The following is a 15,959-nucleotide window of genomic DNA, read 5'->3' as shown; positions in this document are numbered from 1 at the left end:
CATCCTACGAATCACGCTAACTGTGCCGCTCGCCGCGTCGCGAAAGCTAACGGCCTGCGGCGCCTCCCGTAGGATGGGCTCTCTGAGCCCATGCGGATTGAACGTACCACCGACACCTTTCGCAACAGCGCCGCGTTCCCAAGGTATTCGTTACGGCTTGTAGCCCAACTGCTTCATCGCCGCCGTCAGCGTCTTGGCCGCCTTCGCATACCCTTCCCACGGATCGTTCCCCGTATCCAGCCGCGTGTGCGCATTCAGCACATTCCACTGGTCGCTGGATTTGAGCGTCTTGAGTTCGTCCCAAGCCAGCGGCACCGAGATGCCCAGTCCTGGCCGCGCCCTGGCCGACCAGGCGCAGACGGTGGTGGCGCCCTGGCCGTTGCGCAGGTAGTCGATGAAGATCTTGCCGACCCGGTTCTTGGCGCCGCTCTTGGCCGAGAAGCGGTCGGGCAGAGTTTTCGCGAGGTGCTGCACGATCGCCTGCGAGAAGCCCTTGACCGTGTCCCAATCCTTGCCGCCCTTGACCGGCACCACCACGTGCAAGCCCTTGCCCCCGCTGGTTTTCAGGAAGGGGGACAGGCCGAGCTCCTCGAGGAAGGCGCGCATCACCTGCCCCGCTTCCTGCATCGCCGGCCATTCCACGCCCTCGCCCGGGTCGAGGTCGAACACCATGCGGTCGGGCGTGTCGTAGGCCTTGCTTGTGGCGTTCTGGGTGTGGAATTCGAGCGCGTTCCACTGCGCCGCCGACAGGATGCCGGCGATGTTGCCCACTTCGAGCATCGGCGGGTGCTCCGGGTCGAGCGCCTGGTCCATGTTCTTCATGCCGGGCAGCTTCTTGATGTCGGCGTGCTTCTGGAAGACCAGGTCGCCCTTGATGCCGCTCGGCGCCCGCACCAGCGAGACCGGGCGGGCCTTCAGATGCTCCATCATCAGCTTGCCGACCAGGGCGTAGTAGCGGATCACGTCCATCTTGGTGGCGCCGCTCTTCTCGTCGACGACGCGGTCGCCGTTGGTGATCTTCAGGGTCGCGGGCAGCTTGCCCTCGACCATGCCGGGCGGCTCGTTTTGCGGTGCGTCCTCGTCGTTCATTTCGATATCCTTCACGTGTACAGGCAGTTCGCGCGTGATGCCGGCGGCCGGCTTGTCGCTGCGCAGGCCCTGGAACACCGGGTGGCGCACGGCGCCGGCTTCCGTCCATTCGGAAAAGCTGACTTCGGCGATCAGTTCCGGCTTCACCCAGTGGTGCTTGCGGCCCGGGACCGTGCGCGGCGGGAAAGGACTGACGTCGGTGTCCAGCGCCTTGAGCTTCGCGGTGACGTCGCGCAGGCTCTCCGCATTGAAGCCGCTGCCGACGTTGCCCGCGTAGCGCAGGACGCCCTCCTTGTCGTGGGTGGCCAGCAGCAGCGAGCCGACGCCCTTGCGCGAGCCCTTGGGGTCGGTATAGCCGACGATCACGAATTCCTGGCGCAGTCCGCATTTGAGCTTGATCCAGTCGGGCGAGCGGCGCGAGACGTAATGCGAATCGCGCCGCTTGCCGATCACGCCTTCCAGGCCGATCTTGCAGGCGGCCGCGACCAGGCCTTCGGGGTCGTCGCCGAACTCGTCGGAGAAGCGCACCAGCTTCGATTGCTTGGCCTGCTTCAAGGCGCCTTCCAGCAGCGCGCGCCGTTCGACCAGCGCCACCTTGCGCAGGTCGTAGCCGCCCAGGTAAGGCGCATCGAAGATGAAATACATGATCTCGGCGCGGTTGCTGCCGTCGAAAGCCAGCTGCAGCAGGCCGAAGTTTGGGCGGCCGTTGGCGTCGTGGACGACGATCTCGCCGTCGTACCAGCCGTCCGGCAGTCCCATCCTCTCGAGCTCCTTCTGCAGCGGGCCTAGTTTATCGGTCCAGTCGTTGTTGTTGCGGGTGATCAGGCGCACTTCGCCGTTCTCGATGCGGGTCAGCATGCGGTAGCCGTCGAACTTGACCTCGAACACCCATTCCTCGGGATTGGCGGGCGGCGCGTCGACCAGGGTCGCCAGTTCCGGCGCAAACTCCTTCGGCAGCTGGGCGCCGACCACGCCTTCGGGCAAGCTGGCGTCGCGCGCCTTGTCCGCCGCCTTCGCCGCGGCGGTGTCGGCCTTGGCCTTGGTGGTGCGCGCGGTCTTGGCGGCGGGCTTGCCCTTCGCCGCGGTCTTCGTCGCGGGCGCCTTTTCCTTTACCTTCGCCGGCACTTTCTCGCTCGTGCCCGGCATCGGCAGCGCCTTGACGCTGTCGGGCATCTCGTCGACCACCGAGAACTCCTCGGCCGGGCGCGCGTAATCGTCCTTTTCCTTGATCAGGAGCCAGGGCTCCTGCTTCTCGTCGCCGCGGCCCTTCATGCGTACCAGCACCCAGTTGCCGTGCATCTTGTGCCCATGCAGGCGGAATTTCAGGTTGCCCTTGCGGTAGCCCTCGTGCGGATTGCCTTCGGGTTCCCAGGTGCCCTTGTCCCAGACGATGACCTTGCCTGCGCCATACTGCTTCTCGGGAATGGTCCCTTCGAAATCCGAATAGGAGATCGGATGGTCCTCGACGTGCACGGCCATGCGCTTGTCGTGGGTATCGTAGCTGGGGCCTTTCGGTACGGCCCAGCTTTTCATGGTGCCGTCGAGCTCGATGCGGAAATCGTAGTGCAGGCGGCTGGCCCAGTGCTTCTGGATCACGAAGGTCAGCGCGTCTTTCGCCGGCGTGCCGCCCTCGGCGGGTTCGGAAGTGATCGAAAAATCGCGTTTCGATTTATATAGCGCGAGCTTGTCGGGCATGGCGGACTCCTGCTCTATTCCAGTGCGCTCAGTGTAGGCAGGACGATGCGCGGCGACTGTACGGCAGCTAACCGTCGCGCCCGGCCTCAGCCCTGGCGTCTTTGTAACAGGGTGTAAAAGGACGTCAACGCTGTCGCGGCGGCCGGCGTTATCGGCACAGCAGCCGGTTCGCCGGACCGCCGGACCGCCGGACTGCCGGAACGCCGTCCAGGTTCCCCTCTTTTCCCCATCCTGAAGGAAAGACCATGAGCAAAATCGTCGCTACCCTGATCGCCGGCCTGTTCGCCACCTCGGCATTCGCCCAGACCGCCACGCAGGCGACCAAGCCTGAAACCAGGGCCGAGGCCAAGGCAGCCAAGGAAGTCGCGAAAGCCGATGCAAAGGTAGAGAAGGCCAATGCCGAAGCCAAGGCCGATGTCGCCGAAGCGAAGGCGGACGCCGCGAAGGACAAGGCCAAGGCCCAGAAGAAGGCCAGCAAGAAGAAAGCCGAAGCCAAGGCCGACGCTGCGGAAGCCAAGGCCGAACACAAGGCGGACACCACTGCGCACACGACGCACACCACCACGACCACCGCCACCACCAAATAACGAAGCGCAAAACGCGCCGCTCGGGCCCCACCATAGCCCCCGAAAAGACAGGGTACGCCCTGTCTTTTTTTTCGTCCGCCGCCTTTTCATCGCCAATCGGGCGCATGCTCTACAATATGCGCTCCCCTCCCCTGGAGCGCGCCATGCACAAGATCGTCTTCCTCGACCGCGACAGCCTGCTTGCCAAGGTACGCCGTCCCGCTTTTGCCCACGACTGGCTGGACTATCCCGCCACCGCGCCCGACCAGGTGCTCGAACGCCTGCGCGGCGCCACGGTCGCCGTCACCAACAAGGTGCCGCTGCGTGCCGATGTGATCGAGCAGCTGCCGGAACTGCGCATGGTGGCGGTGGCCGCGACCGGCACCGACAACGTCGACCTCGCCGCCTGCCGCGCGCGCGGCATCGCGGTCGCGAACATCCGCAATTACTCGGGCATCTCGGTGCCCGAACACTGCTTCACCCTGATGCTGGCCCTGCGCCGCAACCTGCGCGCCTATGTCGCCGACGTCGAAGCGGGCCGCTGGGAACGCTCGAACCGCTTCTGCCTGCTCGACCACCCGATCGGCGACCTGGCCGGCAGCCGCCTCGGCATCGTCGGCTATGGCGCCCTCGGCCGGCGCGTGGCGCAGATCGGGCAGGCCTTCGGCATGCAGGTCGTCGTTACCTCGCGCTCGCCAGTGAGCGAGCCGGGCGTCGAACAGCTGCCGCTGGACGAGCTGCTCGCCAGCTGCGACGTGATCAGCCTGCACCTGCCGCTGAGCGAGGCCACCCGCCACATGATCGGCGCGCGCGAGCTGGGCCTGATGAAGCCGACCGCCATCCTGATCAATACCGCGCGCGGCGGCCTGGTCGACGAGGCCGCGCTGGCCGAAGCCCTGATGCGGCGCACGATCGGCGGCGCCGGTTTCGACGTGCTGAGCAAGGAGCCGCCCGCGCAGGACAACCCGCTGCTGGGCCTGCGCCTGCCGAACTTCATCCTGACGCCGCACGTGGCCTGGGCCAGCAGCGGCGCGATGCAGACGCTGGCGGATATGCTGGTCGATAATATCGAGGCGTGGGAAGCGGGACGGGCGACGAACCTGGTCGGATGATGTGGGGGTGGGCGGGGCCAATGGCCTCGACCACCCCTAAGTATTACTCCAGTCGGATTGCGACGTCGAAGATCCAGGTGCGGCGGATCTCGACCACGTCGTACTGCTGCGCCAGCGCCGGCGGGAAGCGGCCGTAAGGCGCCTGGTCGGCGATCACCTTGCGGATCGCCGCGTCGAGTGCGGGGACGCCGCTGGACAGCTCGAAAGTCACCTTCTCGACCGAACCGTCGGCGCGCACCGCCACGGTGACCACCGGCTGGACCCGCGCCTGTTTTACCAATTCGCGCACGGTGTCGAAGGTCATGTTCATCTCGATCTTGCGGCTCATGCCCTGCGCATAGGCGACCAGCTCGGCGTTGGCGTCGGCGCGACCGAACAGCCAGCCGCGGCGCAGGCTGCTCACCGTCGGCGGCAGCTTGGCGGCGGCGTCGCGCTGGGCCTTTTCGGCGTCGAGCTGCTTGCCGATGGCGCGCAGGCGTTCCTCGCGCTGGGCTTCCTGTTCGGCTTTTTCGCGCTGTGCCCGCGCCTGTTGTTCTGCCGCCTGTCGGGCGGCTTCCTGGCGGCCGGCTTCCTGACGGGCTGCTTCCTGGCGTGCGGCTTCCTGTCGTGCCGCTTCCTGACGTGCCGATTCCTGTCGTGCCGCTTCCTGTCGGGCCGACTCCTGACGGGCCGCTTCCTGTCGTGACGCTTCCTGACGGGCTGCTTCCTGTCGTGCCGCTTCCTGTCGTGCCGCTTCCTGTCGTGCCGCTTCCTGTCGTGCGGCTTCCTGGCGGGCTGCCTCCTGACGAGCCGATTCCTGGCGCTGCTGTTCCTGCCGGTTCGCTTCCTGCCGCGCTGTTTCGAGCTGCGCCAGGCGTACCTGTTCCTGTTGTGCCGCCTCCCTGCGCGCGGCTTCGAGCTGGGTCTGTCTTGCCTGTTCCTGCCGCGCTGCTTCCTCGCGTGCGCTGGCCTGGCGCTGCTGTTCCTGACGCTGTGCCTCCTGCCGCGCCAGCTCCTGACGGGCCGCTTCCTCGCGTGCGGCCGCCGCTCTTTGCTCTTCCTGGCGCATTGCCTCCGCCCGGACCTGGCGTTCCCCTTCCTCGCGTTCCGCCTGGCGGCGCGCGGCCTCCCGGCGTTCGCTCTCTTCCTGCTCGGCGATCAAACGGGCCGCTTCGCGCCGGGCGTCCGCTTCGAGGGCCAGCTGGCGCAAGTGCTGTTCGGCCGCCTCTTCCTGCGCGCGCGCTTCGGCGCGCGCCTGCGCCTCGGCGTTCTCCCGTGCCGCTGTTTCGGCCGGTGCCGGCGCCGTCTCTTCAGGGGTAGGCGCCAGTGCGAGCGCCGCCTTTGCCGGCGGCGCCGGCTCGGCTGGAGCGGGTGCCGGCGCGGGAGCCGGTACAGGCGCGGGCGCCGGTGCAGTCACTTCAGGCGCAGCAGCAAGCGGCGACGGCCGGCTTGGCGCCGGTCTGGGCGCCGGCGCTGCCTCGGGTATCGGGGCGGGCGGCGTCGCTGCCGGCGCAGGCTTGGGCGCCTCGACCGGCACAGGCGGCGCGGCCACCGGCGGCGCCGGCGCAGGCGCCAGCTGCACGCGCAATTCGTTCGGCCCCATACGCCGCTCTTCCCACGGAAAATGAAACCCCGGCAGCCCGAGCGTCTCGCCCCCGACGGCCAGGCACAGCAGCAGCACGTGGAACGCGGTGGAAAGAACGAAAGCCGTATTCAGGCGCGGGGACTGGCGCCAGGCGGACAGCGCTTCGCGCCAGTCGAACATGGGCTGGGCTGGCGAGAACTCAGCCATGCGCGGGCGCTTTCCTGGCTGGCTGGTCGAAACGGAACGATGTGGCCATGTAATCGATGCAAGGATGCCGAAGAGGCAAGTAACCCGGCGATGCTATCACAGGGGTGATAAAACACATCGTTCCGTTCAGGAAATGCTACTGTGCGGCCTACCAGGTCCCGGGAAGCAGGATATTGCGGTCCACGTCGCGCACGTCGCGCAGCCCGCAGAAGGCCATCGTCAGGTCCAGCTCGTTGCGGATGATCTCCAGGCAGCGCGCCACGCCCGCCTCGCCCATCGCGCCCAGGCCGTAGAGGAAAGGCCGGCCGATGTAGACGCCCTTCGCGCCCAGCGCCAGCGCGCGGATCACATCCTGGCCGGAGCGCACGCCGCCGTCCATGTGCACTTCGATCTGGCTGCCGACTTCGTCGACGATGCCCGGCAACGCGCCGATGCTGGACTGCGCGCCATCGAGCTGGCGGCCGCCGTGGTTGGACACGATCAGCGCGTCGGCGCCGCTCTTGACGGCCAGGTACGCGTCTTCCGCATCCATGATGCCCTTGATGATCAGCTTGCCGCCCCAGCGGTCCTTGATCCAGGCGACGTCGTCCCAGGACAGGGCCGGATCGAACTGCTGCGAGGTCCAGGACGAGAGCGAGCTCATGTCCGAGACGCTCGATGCATGGCCGACGATGTTGCCGAACTGGCGGCGCGGCGTGCGCAGGATGTTCCAGCACCAGCGCGGCTTGGTCGCCAGGTTGATCATGTTCGGAATCGTCAGTTTCGGCGGCGCCGTCATCCCGTTGCGCAGGTCCTTGTGGCGCTGGCCCAGCACCTGCAGGTCGAGCGTCAGCACCAGGGCCGAGCAGCGCGCCGCCTTGGCGCGGTCGATCAGGCGGTTGATGAAATCGCGGTCCTTCATCACGTAGAGCTGGAACCAGAACGGCTTGGTGGTGCGGCTTGCGACGTCCTCGATCGAGCAGATGCTCATGGTCGACAGCGTGAAGGGCACGCCGACCTTCTCCGCCGCCTTCGCCGCCAGGATCTCGCCGTCGGCGTGCTGCATGCCGGTCAGGCCGGTCGGGGCGAGGGCCACCGGCATCGCCACTTCCTGGCCGATCATGGTGGATTTCAGGCTGCGGTTTTCCAGGTTCACGGCCACGCGCTGGCGGAACTTGATCTTCGCGAAATCGCTTTCGTTGGCGCGGTAGGTCGATTCGGTCCAGGAACCGGCGTCGGCGTAGTCGTAGAACATGCGTGGCACGCGCCTTTTTGCCAGGACGCGCAGATCCTCGATCGTCGTGATGATGCTCATGCGTGCAGTTTCCTCTCCTCGGTAGTTGTCGGATGTCGCGCCTCGGCCGCTCTGAGTGGCAGCTCGAGGATGAAAACGGTGCCTTCACCGGCGATGCTCTCGACGCGGATCGCGCCATTCAGGAGCGACGTGGCGATGGTGTGTGCGATGTTCAGGCCCAGGCCGGTGCCGCCCTGCCCCATGCGCGTGGTGAAGAAGGGATCGAACACGCGCGCCAGGTGGGCCGGCGCAATGCCGCGCCCGTCGTCGCGGAATGCGATACGCACCCAGTCGCCCTCCATCAGGCTGGCCGCTAGCCGCATGTGGCCGCCCGGTCTCTCGAAGGCGTGCAGCAGCGCGTTGTTGACGAAGTTGATCAGCACCTGGCCCAGCGGGCCGGGATAGCTGTCCATCACGATCCCGGCCGGCACGTCGAGCTCCAGCACGTGGCCGGCCAGGCGCACCTTGTTCATCAGGGTGGCGACGATTTCCTGGCAGGCGCGCGCCAGGTCGAAACGGCGCCGCTGGGCGCTGGCCTGGTCGACCGAGACCTGGCGGAAGCTGTTCACCAGTTCCGCCGCCTGGTTCAGGCTGCGCATGATCAGCTCCGAAGCTTCGCGCGCCGAACCGATGTAGCTGGAGAGCTCGGAGCGGCGCAGCGCCGCCGTGTCGAGCGCGGTCGACAGATCGAGCGTCTTGTCGTGCAGGGTGCTGGCCATCAGCAGGCTGTTGCCGATCGGGGTGTTCAGTTCGTGCGCCACGCCGGCCACCAGCGAGCCGAGCGAGGCCAGCTTTTCCTGGGCCGCGAGCTGGCCCTGCACGTCCTTCAGGCGGCGGTAGGCCTGGGCGTTGTCGAGCGCGACGCCGACATAGGCGGCCAGGGTGCGCAGCATGTCCAGGTGCACGCGCTGGTAGGCGCGCGGCGTGAAGCTCTGCACCGTGAGCGCGCCCAGCACGCGCTGGCCGACCACGACCGGCACATACAGCAGCGACTGCGGCAGGCGCCCGCGCATCGCCTCGGATTGGCAAGGCAGCGAAGCCGCCGCGACCTCCGCGGGGTCGAACTCGGGCACATAGCGCGGCACGTCGGCGGCCAGCTCGCCGATGAAGATTTCCCGCTCGTGCTCGAAGCACCAGGCGCCCAGCTGGCGCGGATCGCGGCGCCCACGCACGTGGGGCGCGCAGCGCCGGCCGTCGATGAAGGCGTAGGGAATGTCGAACAGGTCGCCGCTCTCGCGCGCGACGCCGACTCCGAATACCGGTGCGTCCATCAGGACCATCACGTGCTCGTGCAGCGTGGTCATGATCGCCTCGGTGTCGAGGTTCGCGGTGAGGCGGCGGCCGATGTCGGACAGCAGCGCGATGTTGCGGCGCGCGTTGTCGGCCGCTTCGCCCTGCTCCTCTGCTTCGCGCTTGCGGCGTTCGGCCGCGTCCTTCTGCAGCACCAGTTCGGCCGTGCGCGCGTTCACCTCGCGCTCGAGCACGCCCTTCTGCTGGAGCAGCGCGCGGATGCGCAGGCGGTAGGCGCCGACCGCCGCCGCGGCCAGCAGGGCCAGCGCCGACAGGCGTAACCACCAGTTCTTCCACCAGGGCGGCGTGATCGTGATCGTCAGCGCCGCCGGCGCCTCGCTCCAGACGCCGTCCTTGTTGCTGGCGCGGACCCGGAATACGTAGCTGCCCGGATCCAGGTTGGTGTAGGTGGCGTAGCGCTTGTCGGCGCTGGTCTCGACCCAACCCTGGTCGAAGCCCTCGAGCCGATAGGAATAGCGGTTGCTGGCGGGGGCCGCGTAATGCAGGCCGGCGAATTCGAGCGAGAACACGGATTCGCGCTGCGTCAGCGTGATCTCCTTGGTGCGTTCGATCGGCGCGGCGAGGCGCTGCGGCTTGTTAAAGACGAGGAAATCGGTGATCCGCACCAGCGGCGGATACGGGTTGTCGCGGATCGCGTCGGGCATGAAGGAACTCAGGCCGTTGACGCCGCCGAAGTGCATGCGCCCGTCCGGTCCCTGCGCGCTCGAGCCGACGAAGAAGGTGCCGTCGATCAGGCCGTCCTTGGCCGTGTAGTGCTTGTACTGCCCGGTGGCGGGATCGAAGCGGCTGATCCCGTCGGTCATGCTGGCCCACAGGCGCCCGCGCGCGTCTTCCAGCACGGCGCCGATCGGCAGCGGTTCGCGTGCGTCGATCAGCTTCACGAGACGGAAGGCCGGCTTGCCGTCGGCGCCCTGCTCCATGCGGTGCAGGCCGCCGGCGGTGCCGACCCAGAGCGTGCCACTGCGGCTCAGGGTCATCCCATAGATGCGGTTGTGGCGCAGGCTGGAGGGATCATGCGGGTCGTGGCGGTAGTGGGTGAACAGGCCGCTCTTGCGGTCGAAACGGTCGACGCCGTTGTCTGTACCGAGCCAGAGGATGCCCTGCGCGTCCTCGACCATCCCGTACAGGGAATTGTCGCCGAGGCTGTTGGGCGTGCGCGGATCGTGGCGCCAGACCTGGCGCACGCGCAGGTCTTCGCCTAATTGGTAGAGGCCGGCACGCGTGACCACCCACAGCATGCCGTCGCGCGTGCGCTGCACGTCGTTGACCGGCGCCGTGCCCAGGCCCGGCAGCTCGACCCGGTGGAAGGGGCCGCCGCCGACCGCGCTCCAGGCCAGCGCGCCGGCGGTGCCGACCCAGAGCCGCCCGCCCTCGATGGCGAGGCTGTGCACCATGTCGTTCGGGATGGTATCGGCGCGGCCGTCCTGGTGGCGCAGCTGCTCGGTATGGCCGGTCTCGGGGTCGAGCAGCACCAGGCCGCCGCCGAAGGTGCCGATCCAGAGCTTGCCGTCGGGGCGCACGGCGACGTCGCGCGCTTTTTCGAAGCCGATCCGGTAGCCGCCGTCGGGGCGGAAGCTGAAGTTGGAGAAGCCGCCGCTGGCGAGGTCGGTGCGCGAGACGCCGCGAAAGCGCGTGCCGACCCAGAGCGTGCCGCTGCGGTCGATGCGGATCGATCCGACCTGGTTGTCGGACAGGCTGTGGACGTCGAGCGGCCGGTTGGCGTAGGAAACGAAATGGCCGTCGGTCGGGTCGCGCCACTTCACGCCCTCGGCGTCGGTGCCGACCCAGAGCGTGCCGCCGGCATCGTGGTACAGCGCCAGCACGCGCATCTCGCCCATGCCCTCGTCACGACCGAGCGCACGCGGACGCGGCGCGCCGTCCGCCAGCTTCCAGGCCTCGAGGCCGGCGTCGGTGCCGACCCACAGCGTGTCGCGCGGTCCCATCGACAGCGCGTTGACGCGCGCGCGGCGCGGATCGGCATCGAGCGGCGCGAAGTGTTCGAGGTGATGGGCGCCCGGGGCCAGGCGCCCCACTCCGCGCGCCGTGCCGGCCCAGAGCGCGCCATGGCCGTCGAAGGCCAGCGCGTTGACGATGTCGCCGCCCGCCGCGCCGTCGTGGGCCGGATGGCGGATCGTGGTGAAGGCGCCGCTGGCGGGATCGAAGCGTTTCAGGCCGTCGTTGGTGCCGAGCCAGAGGATACCGTTGCGGTCGGCGACGATCGCGTTCACGCTGCGGTTGCCGTCGCCCGGCGTGCCGGCGTCGGCCAGCGCATAGCGGACGAATTTCCCCGCTGCCGCGTCGAAGCGCGCCAGGCCGCCCTTGGTGCCGAACCAGAGGCGGCCTTCGGAGTCCTCGAAGGAAGCATTGATGAAGCTGTCGGGCAGCGAAGCGGGATCTTGCGGGTCGGTCCGGTAGACCGTCATCCTGTAGCCGTCGTAGCGGTTCAGGCCGGCCTGGGTGCCGAACCACATGAAGCCCTGACGGTCCTGCAGGATGGTGAGGACGGATTCCTGCGACAGGCCATGTTCGATCGACACGTGCTCGAAACGCAGGTTGCGCGGGGCGGCCGCGCCGGCGCTCGGCGCCAGCATGCCCAGCATGGCTGCCAATATGGCTGCCAGTGAGTGGCGCGCCGCAGTGCGCCCCCCGCGCAAGGTAGTGCCCAACATAGTGTCTCGAAATCGGATACAGAACCTCCAATCTACCAGAGGAACCTGGATAGTTGTAATAAATTAAGACTTCCGCAACGCCGACGCCGCTGCTATAATGCGTTCCACGGGGCGGCTGTAGCTCAGCTGGATAGAGTACTTGGCTACGAACCAAGGGGTCGTGGGTTCGATTCCTGCCAGCCGCACCAACTAATTTGAAGGCCAGATCGCGAGATCTGGCCTTTTTCGTTTCTACACGCGCCAACGGACTGCGAGCGTCACGCGTGGGCGGCGCTGATGCCAACGATATTCACACAACAGGGTATAGCCGACCACCCTACGCCCCTTCCCATTTGAACAACGCGCCGCTATAATGCGTGCCTCGGGCGGCTGTAGCTCAGCTGGATAGAGTACTTGGCTACGAACCAAGGGGTCGTGGGTTCGATTCCTGCCAGCCGCACCAACGAATAGGAAGGCCAGATCGCAAGATCTGGCCTTTTTCGTTTCCGGACTCCGGATGTTTCGGCATCGCAATTCTCCCCTTCCCATTCTGCCAACACCCCGCTATAATGCGTGCCTCGGGCGGCTGTAGCTCAGCTGGATAGAGTACTTGGCTACGAACCAAGGGGTCGTGGGTTCGATTCCTGCCAGCCGCACCAACGAATAGGAAGGCCAGATCGCAAGATCTGGCCTTTTTCGTTTTGCGCCTCCCTGCTACCGATTGCTGACGCAAGAGAAAGCTTCCCATTTCGACCACGCCCCGCTATAATGCGTGCTTCGGGCGGCTGTAGCTCAGCTGGATAGAGTACTTGGCTACGAACCAAGGGGTCGTGGGTTCGATTCCTGCCAGCCGCACCATCAGTTTCAAGAAAATGGCTCAGAAGCGATTCTGGGCCATTTTTCTTTTCTGCCGTGCTTTTGCCCTGTTTTCATTTCTCATTCAGCAAGCTAAGCCAAGGCGAGTCTTAAACGGGGCTTAGCTCAGCACAGGAAGGCGACTTCTGTTTTTGTAGGACGGCGCCGACGTTATCCGAGCAACGCGCTTCCCTTTTCCGCTCAACAATTGCCTTTCGAGCTGCCTCCTATGAAGAGCAATGCGTGCCGCGGCATTTGTGCGAAACATTCCACGCGTCATCGAATGTCGCCATAGCGTCACAGCCATTGCAAACCACGCAAACAGGCGGATCCCTTTGCTAGCATGAAGTCCCCGATTGCCATTACCCGGCCGCAGGACGCGGCCGACACTTGCGAGAGGACTCCATGAAAAAATCATTGATTGCTGCAGCGGTCTTGGCAAGCGCAGCGCTCGGTCCGCCGGCAGCTTGGGCGCAAACGGACATCAGCAGTCCGCCACAGGCCCTCGACCTGGTCGACGGCTCCGCCTTTTTCGGCGACAGCTTCGAGGAGGGAAATAGCGGCAACACCTTCGCCGACCGCTTCACGTTCACCGTGAGCGGCACCGTGGGCCAGAACCTGGACGCCATCGTCGCTTCGGTCAGCCGCAGCGCCGACGTCGGGCTCGACATCACGGGCATCTGGCTATTCGACGGCAACGACACCCTGCTCAGCCAGGGCTCGTCCCTGCAGACCGGGGCGACCGATGTCTGGACGGTGGCCGGGGGCAACCTGAGCGCGGGCGATTACTACATCCGCGTGAACGGCAACCTGGTATCGGACGACGGCGCGTCCTTCGGCGGGGCGATGATGCTCATGCCGGTGCCCGAGCCCGGCACCTACGGCATGATGCTGGGCGGCCTGGGCATCCTGGGCTTCCTGGCGCGGCGCCGCAAGGCCAGGTAGCGGCACGGCAGTGCTGTCATGACGCCTGCACAGCGGGGGCGCGCAAGCGCTCCCGCTGTTCTCGTTTCACACGGCTCAGGTGCGTAATTTCTTGATGATGCTGCGGTTGCCCAGGATTTCCTCGATCTGCTCGAAGCGCACCGGCTTCACCATGTGATGGTCGAAGCCGGCCTCGAAGGCGAGCTGGCGGTCCTTTTCCTGGCCCCAGCCGGTCACCGCGATCAGCACCGTCATCGGCCCGCAGCTGAGCTTACGGATGCCGCGCGCCAGGTCGTAGCCCGACATCTGCGGCAGGCCGATGTCGAGGAAAGCATAGTCCGGGCAGAAGCGCGCCGCGGCTGCCAGCGCGTCCGGGCCGTTGTGGGTGATCACCACGCTGTGCCCCATGGCGGTCAGCAAGGCGCCGATGCTGTTGACGAAGTCGACGTTGTCGTCCGCCAGCAGGATACGGTAGGTCTCGGTGCTGATGAAGGCGGCCGGCGTTGGTTTACTCAGGGGCTCCGGGTCGACCACGATCGGCAGGCGCACCGTGAAGCGGCTGCCGCGTCCCAGGCCTTCGCTCGAGGCCGCGATGGTGCCGCCATGCAGTTCCACCAGCTTGCGCGCCAGCGACAGGCCCACGCCCAGGCCGGCGTTGGTGCGCTCCAGGGTCGAATCGACCTGCACGAACATCTCGAACACGGAGTCGAGCATCTCCGGCGCCAGGCCGATGCCGGTGTCGCTCACTTCCAGCACCAGGGTCTTGTCCTCGACGCGGGCGCCGAGCGTGACCTTGCCGCCGCGGTTGGTGTACTTGGCGGCGTTGTTCAACAGGTTCGACAGGATCTGCGCCAGGCGCGTCGCGTCGCCATGCAGGAAGACCGGACGGTCCGGCAGGTCGATCGCCAGCTCGTGGCCGTGCAGCTCGATGTAGGAGCGCACCACCTCCAGGGCGTCGTTGACGACCGCCTTCAGCTCCACGCGGCCCATTTTGATCGCGAACTTGCCGGTATTGATGCGCGAGACGTCCAATAAATCGTCGACCAGGCGCACCATCTGGCGCAGCTGGCGTTCCATGATGTCGGTGGCGCGCTGGGTGGCCTGGGCGTCGCCGCTGCGGATGCGCAGGATGTCCAGGCCCGTGCGGATCGGCGCCAGCGGGTTGCGCAGCTCGTGGGCGAGCGTGGCGAGGAATTCGTCCTTCCTGCGGTCGGCCACGATCAGCGCATTCTCGGCCTTCTGGCGCACGTCCATCTCGTGTTCGAGGGTGCGGTTGGCGGCCTGCAGGGCTTCGGCGCGGCGCCCGATCTCGGCCAGCATGTCGTTGAAGGCTTCGACCAGCACCCCGATCTCGCCGCTGTTATTGCCCGGCACGCGCAGGGTGAAGTCGCGCTGCTGCATCACCTGGCGCGCCACGTTGGTCACCGCTTCGAGCGGACGGGTAATCGCCGCCTGCAGGCGCGAGGCGACCAGGGCCGCGATCACCAGCGCGCCCAGCATCACGCCGCCGAGGATGGCGCCATAATTAAGAAGGCGATCCACCAGCCCGTAGCGCGAGCGCAGGAAGACGGTGCCGACGGCCTCGCCGTTCTCGACGATGTTGTGCCAGACCTCGAGCTCGCCGTGTTCGATGCGGTAGCCGGCCGGCTGCGGGCGTGGCGGCAGCGCCTGTTCGGTGCCGGCCTTGGTGTAGGTGGCGAAACGGGCGCCGGTATTGGCGTAGACGGCGCCGGCCAGGATCTGCGGACGCGCGCGCAGCACGGCCAATTGCTGCCCTGCCGCGGCGGCATCGCTGAAGGCCAGGGCCGGGGCGGTGACGCTGGCCATGATGTCGGCCTGCGTGGTCAGGTCGTCGACCCAGTAGCGCTGGAAGGTGCGCAGGTCGAGCAGGAGCATGGCGATCGAGGCCGACAGCAAGGCGGCCAGCGTGGTGAACACGGCCATCTTGATCAGCTTGCTGCGGACGGAACCGCCGTCGTTGAGGTGCTGGCGGGACTGCATCAGCTGTTTCCCTTTACTACGCGGTTTGCGACCGTAAGCAGGCGCGAACTGAGTTTCACGTTATTCCTCTCTGCGGAGTCGAGCGAGACGTCGAAACGCACCCGCTCCTCGATGATCCTGAAATTGATGACGCTGCCGTTCTGCAGGCCGAGTTCGCACTCGGTGACGGGCAGCAAGGCGCCGGAGGCTGCACGCAGGATGCGCGCCGAGCGCGCGCTGTCGCTGCCGGCGACGAACAGCAGGTGAACCGGGGCCGGATCGCCTTCGCGCAGCGTGCGCACGACGATCGGACGACCGCGCACCTGTCGTCCGGCCACCACCCGTCCCAGTTCGGCCGCCATCTCGTCGGACCCGATCACGCCGATCGTGACCGGCGCGGCGCCGTCGGCAAAGGCGGAAGCCGGGAAATCGGCATAGCCGAGAAACTTGTAGAGAAAGGCGGCCTTGACCCGGCGCTCCAGGGCCTGGCTGCTGCCCTGCTGTGCATAGGCGCCTGGCGGCGGCAGCATGCCTCCCGCAAACACCGCCGCCGCCAGGACGAGCGACCAGGCCGCCGCACGGCCGGCCGCCTGCCGGCGCCGGGGCGACGGAGGAGACGACTGCGGGGTTCGGGCAAGGCGGTATCGAATCATGGGCCGGGGTTAATTCTGCAGGTCGCGCCGTCTATCGCAGCGCAAGAACGCCTGGCGCACACCCGGTTCGCCAGACTCGGCA

General features: G+C 66.9%; 9 protein-coding genes and 4 tRNA genes. 7 read left to right on the top strand and 6 right to left on the bottom strand.

Translation table 11 applies throughout. From position 1 onward, the window contains the following. Window positions 1–150: 150 nt before the first annotated feature. Window positions 151–2,784: a DNA ligase D gene (gene ligD / locus ACFPQ5_RS23135; RefSeq protein WP_379761230.1), complete on the bottom strand. Its 2,634-nt coding sequence runs from the start codon at window positions 2,782–2,784 to the stop codon at window positions 151–153. 245 nt (window positions 2,785–3,029) lie between these two features. Between ligD and ACFPQ5_RS23130 the strand changes: the two genes are divergently transcribed. Further along, window positions 3,030–3,371, top strand: a complete 342-nt coding sequence (locus ACFPQ5_RS23130) for a hypothetical protein (RefSeq protein WP_379761228.1) — start codon at window positions 3,030–3,032, stop codon at window positions 3,369–3,371. A gap of 143 nt (window positions 3,372–3,514) precedes the next feature. Continuing rightward, complete coding sequence (locus ACFPQ5_RS23125) at window positions 3,515–4,462, top strand: D-2-hydroxyacid dehydrogenase (protein ID WP_379761224.1); 948 nt, start codon at window positions 3,515–3,517, stop codon at window positions 4,460–4,462. 43 nt (window positions 4,463–4,505) lie between these two features. On the opposite strand, the gene ACFPQ5_RS23120 is transcribed toward ACFPQ5_RS23125, so the two are convergent. The 3 genes from ACFPQ5_RS23120 to ACFPQ5_RS23110 all read right to left on the bottom strand — a co-directional run bounded on the left by ACFPQ5_RS23120 (window position 4,506) and on the right by ACFPQ5_RS23110 (window position 11,486). Continuing rightward, entirely contained in the window at window positions 4,506–6,233 is a 1,728-nt protein-coding gene (locus tag ACFPQ5_RS23120; protein ID WP_379761221.1) for a TonB C-terminal domain-containing protein, read from the bottom strand. Window positions 6,234–6,381: 148 nt separating this feature from the next. Further along, window positions 6,382–7,527, bottom strand: coding sequence for an alpha-hydroxy acid oxidase (locus ACFPQ5_RS23115; protein ID WP_379761218.1), 1,146 nt, complete (start codon window positions 7,525–7,527; stop codon window positions 6,382–6,384). Next, window positions 7,524–11,486, bottom strand: a complete 3,963-nt coding sequence (locus ACFPQ5_RS23110) for a sensor histidine kinase (protein WP_379761216.1) — start codon at window positions 11,484–11,486, stop codon at window positions 7,524–7,526. Before ACFPQ5_RS23110 ends, ACFPQ5_RS23115 begins: the two co-directional genes overlap by 4 nt. Before the next feature lie 111 nt (window positions 11,487–11,597). Between ACFPQ5_RS23110 and ACFPQ5_RS23105 the strand changes: the two genes are divergently transcribed. The 5 genes from ACFPQ5_RS23105 (at window position 11,598) to ACFPQ5_RS23085 (ending at window position 13,265) form a co-directional block, all read left to right on the top strand. Continuing rightward, a tRNA-Arg gene (locus tag ACFPQ5_RS23105) sits at window positions 11,598–11,674 on the top strand. 177 nt (window positions 11,675–11,851) lie between these two features. Further along, window positions 11,852–11,928, top strand: a tRNA-Arg gene (locus ACFPQ5_RS23100). Window positions 11,929–12,047: 119 nt separating this feature from the next. Continuing rightward, window positions 12,048–12,124 (top strand) — tRNA-Arg (locus ACFPQ5_RS23095). Between the two features lie 122 nt (window positions 12,125–12,246). Continuing rightward, window positions 12,247–12,323, top strand: a tRNA-Arg gene (locus tag ACFPQ5_RS23090). 402 nt (window positions 12,324–12,725) lie between these two features. Beyond that, window positions 12,726–13,265 (top strand): FxDxF family PEP-CTERM protein, encoded by a 540-nt coding sequence (locus ACFPQ5_RS23085; RefSeq protein ID WP_379761214.1) that lies wholly within the window; start codon window positions 12,726–12,728, stop codon window positions 13,263–13,265. 75 nt (window positions 13,266–13,340) lie between these two features. On the opposite strand, the gene ACFPQ5_RS23080 is transcribed toward ACFPQ5_RS23085, so the two are convergent. Then, the gene (locus ACFPQ5_RS23080) at window positions 13,341–15,245 is read right to left on the bottom strand and encodes a sensor histidine kinase, YfiR-like protein-associated (protein ID WP_379761212.1); all 1,905 of its coding nucleotides are present in this window, start codon (window positions 15,243–15,245) and stop codon (window positions 13,341–13,343) included. Further along, entirely contained in the window at window positions 15,245–15,877 is a 633-nt protein-coding gene (locus tag ACFPQ5_RS23075; RefSeq protein WP_379761210.1) for a TOL_0243 family YfiR-like periplasmic protein, read from the bottom strand. Before ACFPQ5_RS23075 ends, ACFPQ5_RS23080 begins: the two co-directional genes overlap by 1 nt. Window positions 15,878–15,959: the final 82 nt, after the last annotated feature.

It is taken from the genome of Massilia suwonensis (genome assembly GCF_042655665.1).
Classification (GTDB): Bacteria; Pseudomonadota; Gammaproteobacteria; order Burkholderiales; family Burkholderiaceae_D; genus Telluria; species Telluria suwonensis.
The sequence above is the reverse complement of the archived record's forward strand: the minus strand, read 5'-3'. Positions and strand labels throughout refer to the sequence as shown.

Bases quoted from the DNA above. Each gene is read 5' to 3' on its own strand.
- ACFPQ5_RS23110 (WP_379761216.1), bottom strand. From the start codon at position 11,486: ATGTTGGGCACTACCTTGCGCGGGGGGCGCACTGCGGCGCGCCACTCA.
- ACFPQ5_RS23120 (WP_379761221.1), bottom strand. From the start codon at position 6,233: ATGGCTGAGTTCTCGCCAGCCCAGCCCATGTTCGACTGGCGCGAAGCG.
- ACFPQ5_RS23125 (WP_379761224.1), top strand. From the start codon at position 3,515: ATGCACAAGATCGTCTTCCTCGACCGCGACAGCCTGCTTGCCAAGGTA.
- ACFPQ5_RS23130 (WP_379761228.1), top strand. From the start codon at position 3,030: ATGAGCAAAATCGTCGCTACCCTGATCGCCGGCCTGTTCGCCACCTCG.
- ACFPQ5_RS23115 (WP_379761218.1), bottom strand. From the start codon at position 7,527: ATGAGCATCATCACGACGATCGAGGATCTGCGCGTCCTGGCAAAAAGG.
- ACFPQ5_RS23075 (WP_379761210.1), bottom strand. From the start codon at position 15,877: ATGATTCGATACCGCCTTGCCCGAACCCCGCAGTCGTCTCCTCCGTCG.
- ACFPQ5_RS23080 (WP_379761212.1), bottom strand. From the start codon at position 15,245: ATGCAGTCCCGCCAGCACCTCAACGACGGCGGTTCCGTCCGCAGCAAG.
- ACFPQ5_RS23085 (WP_379761214.1), top strand. From the start codon at position 12,726: ATGAAAAAATCATTGATTGCTGCAGCGGTCTTGGCAAGCGCAGCGCTC.
- ligD (WP_379761230.1), bottom strand. From the start codon at position 2,784: ATGCCCGACAAGCTCGCGCTATATAAATCGAAACGCGATTTTTCGATC.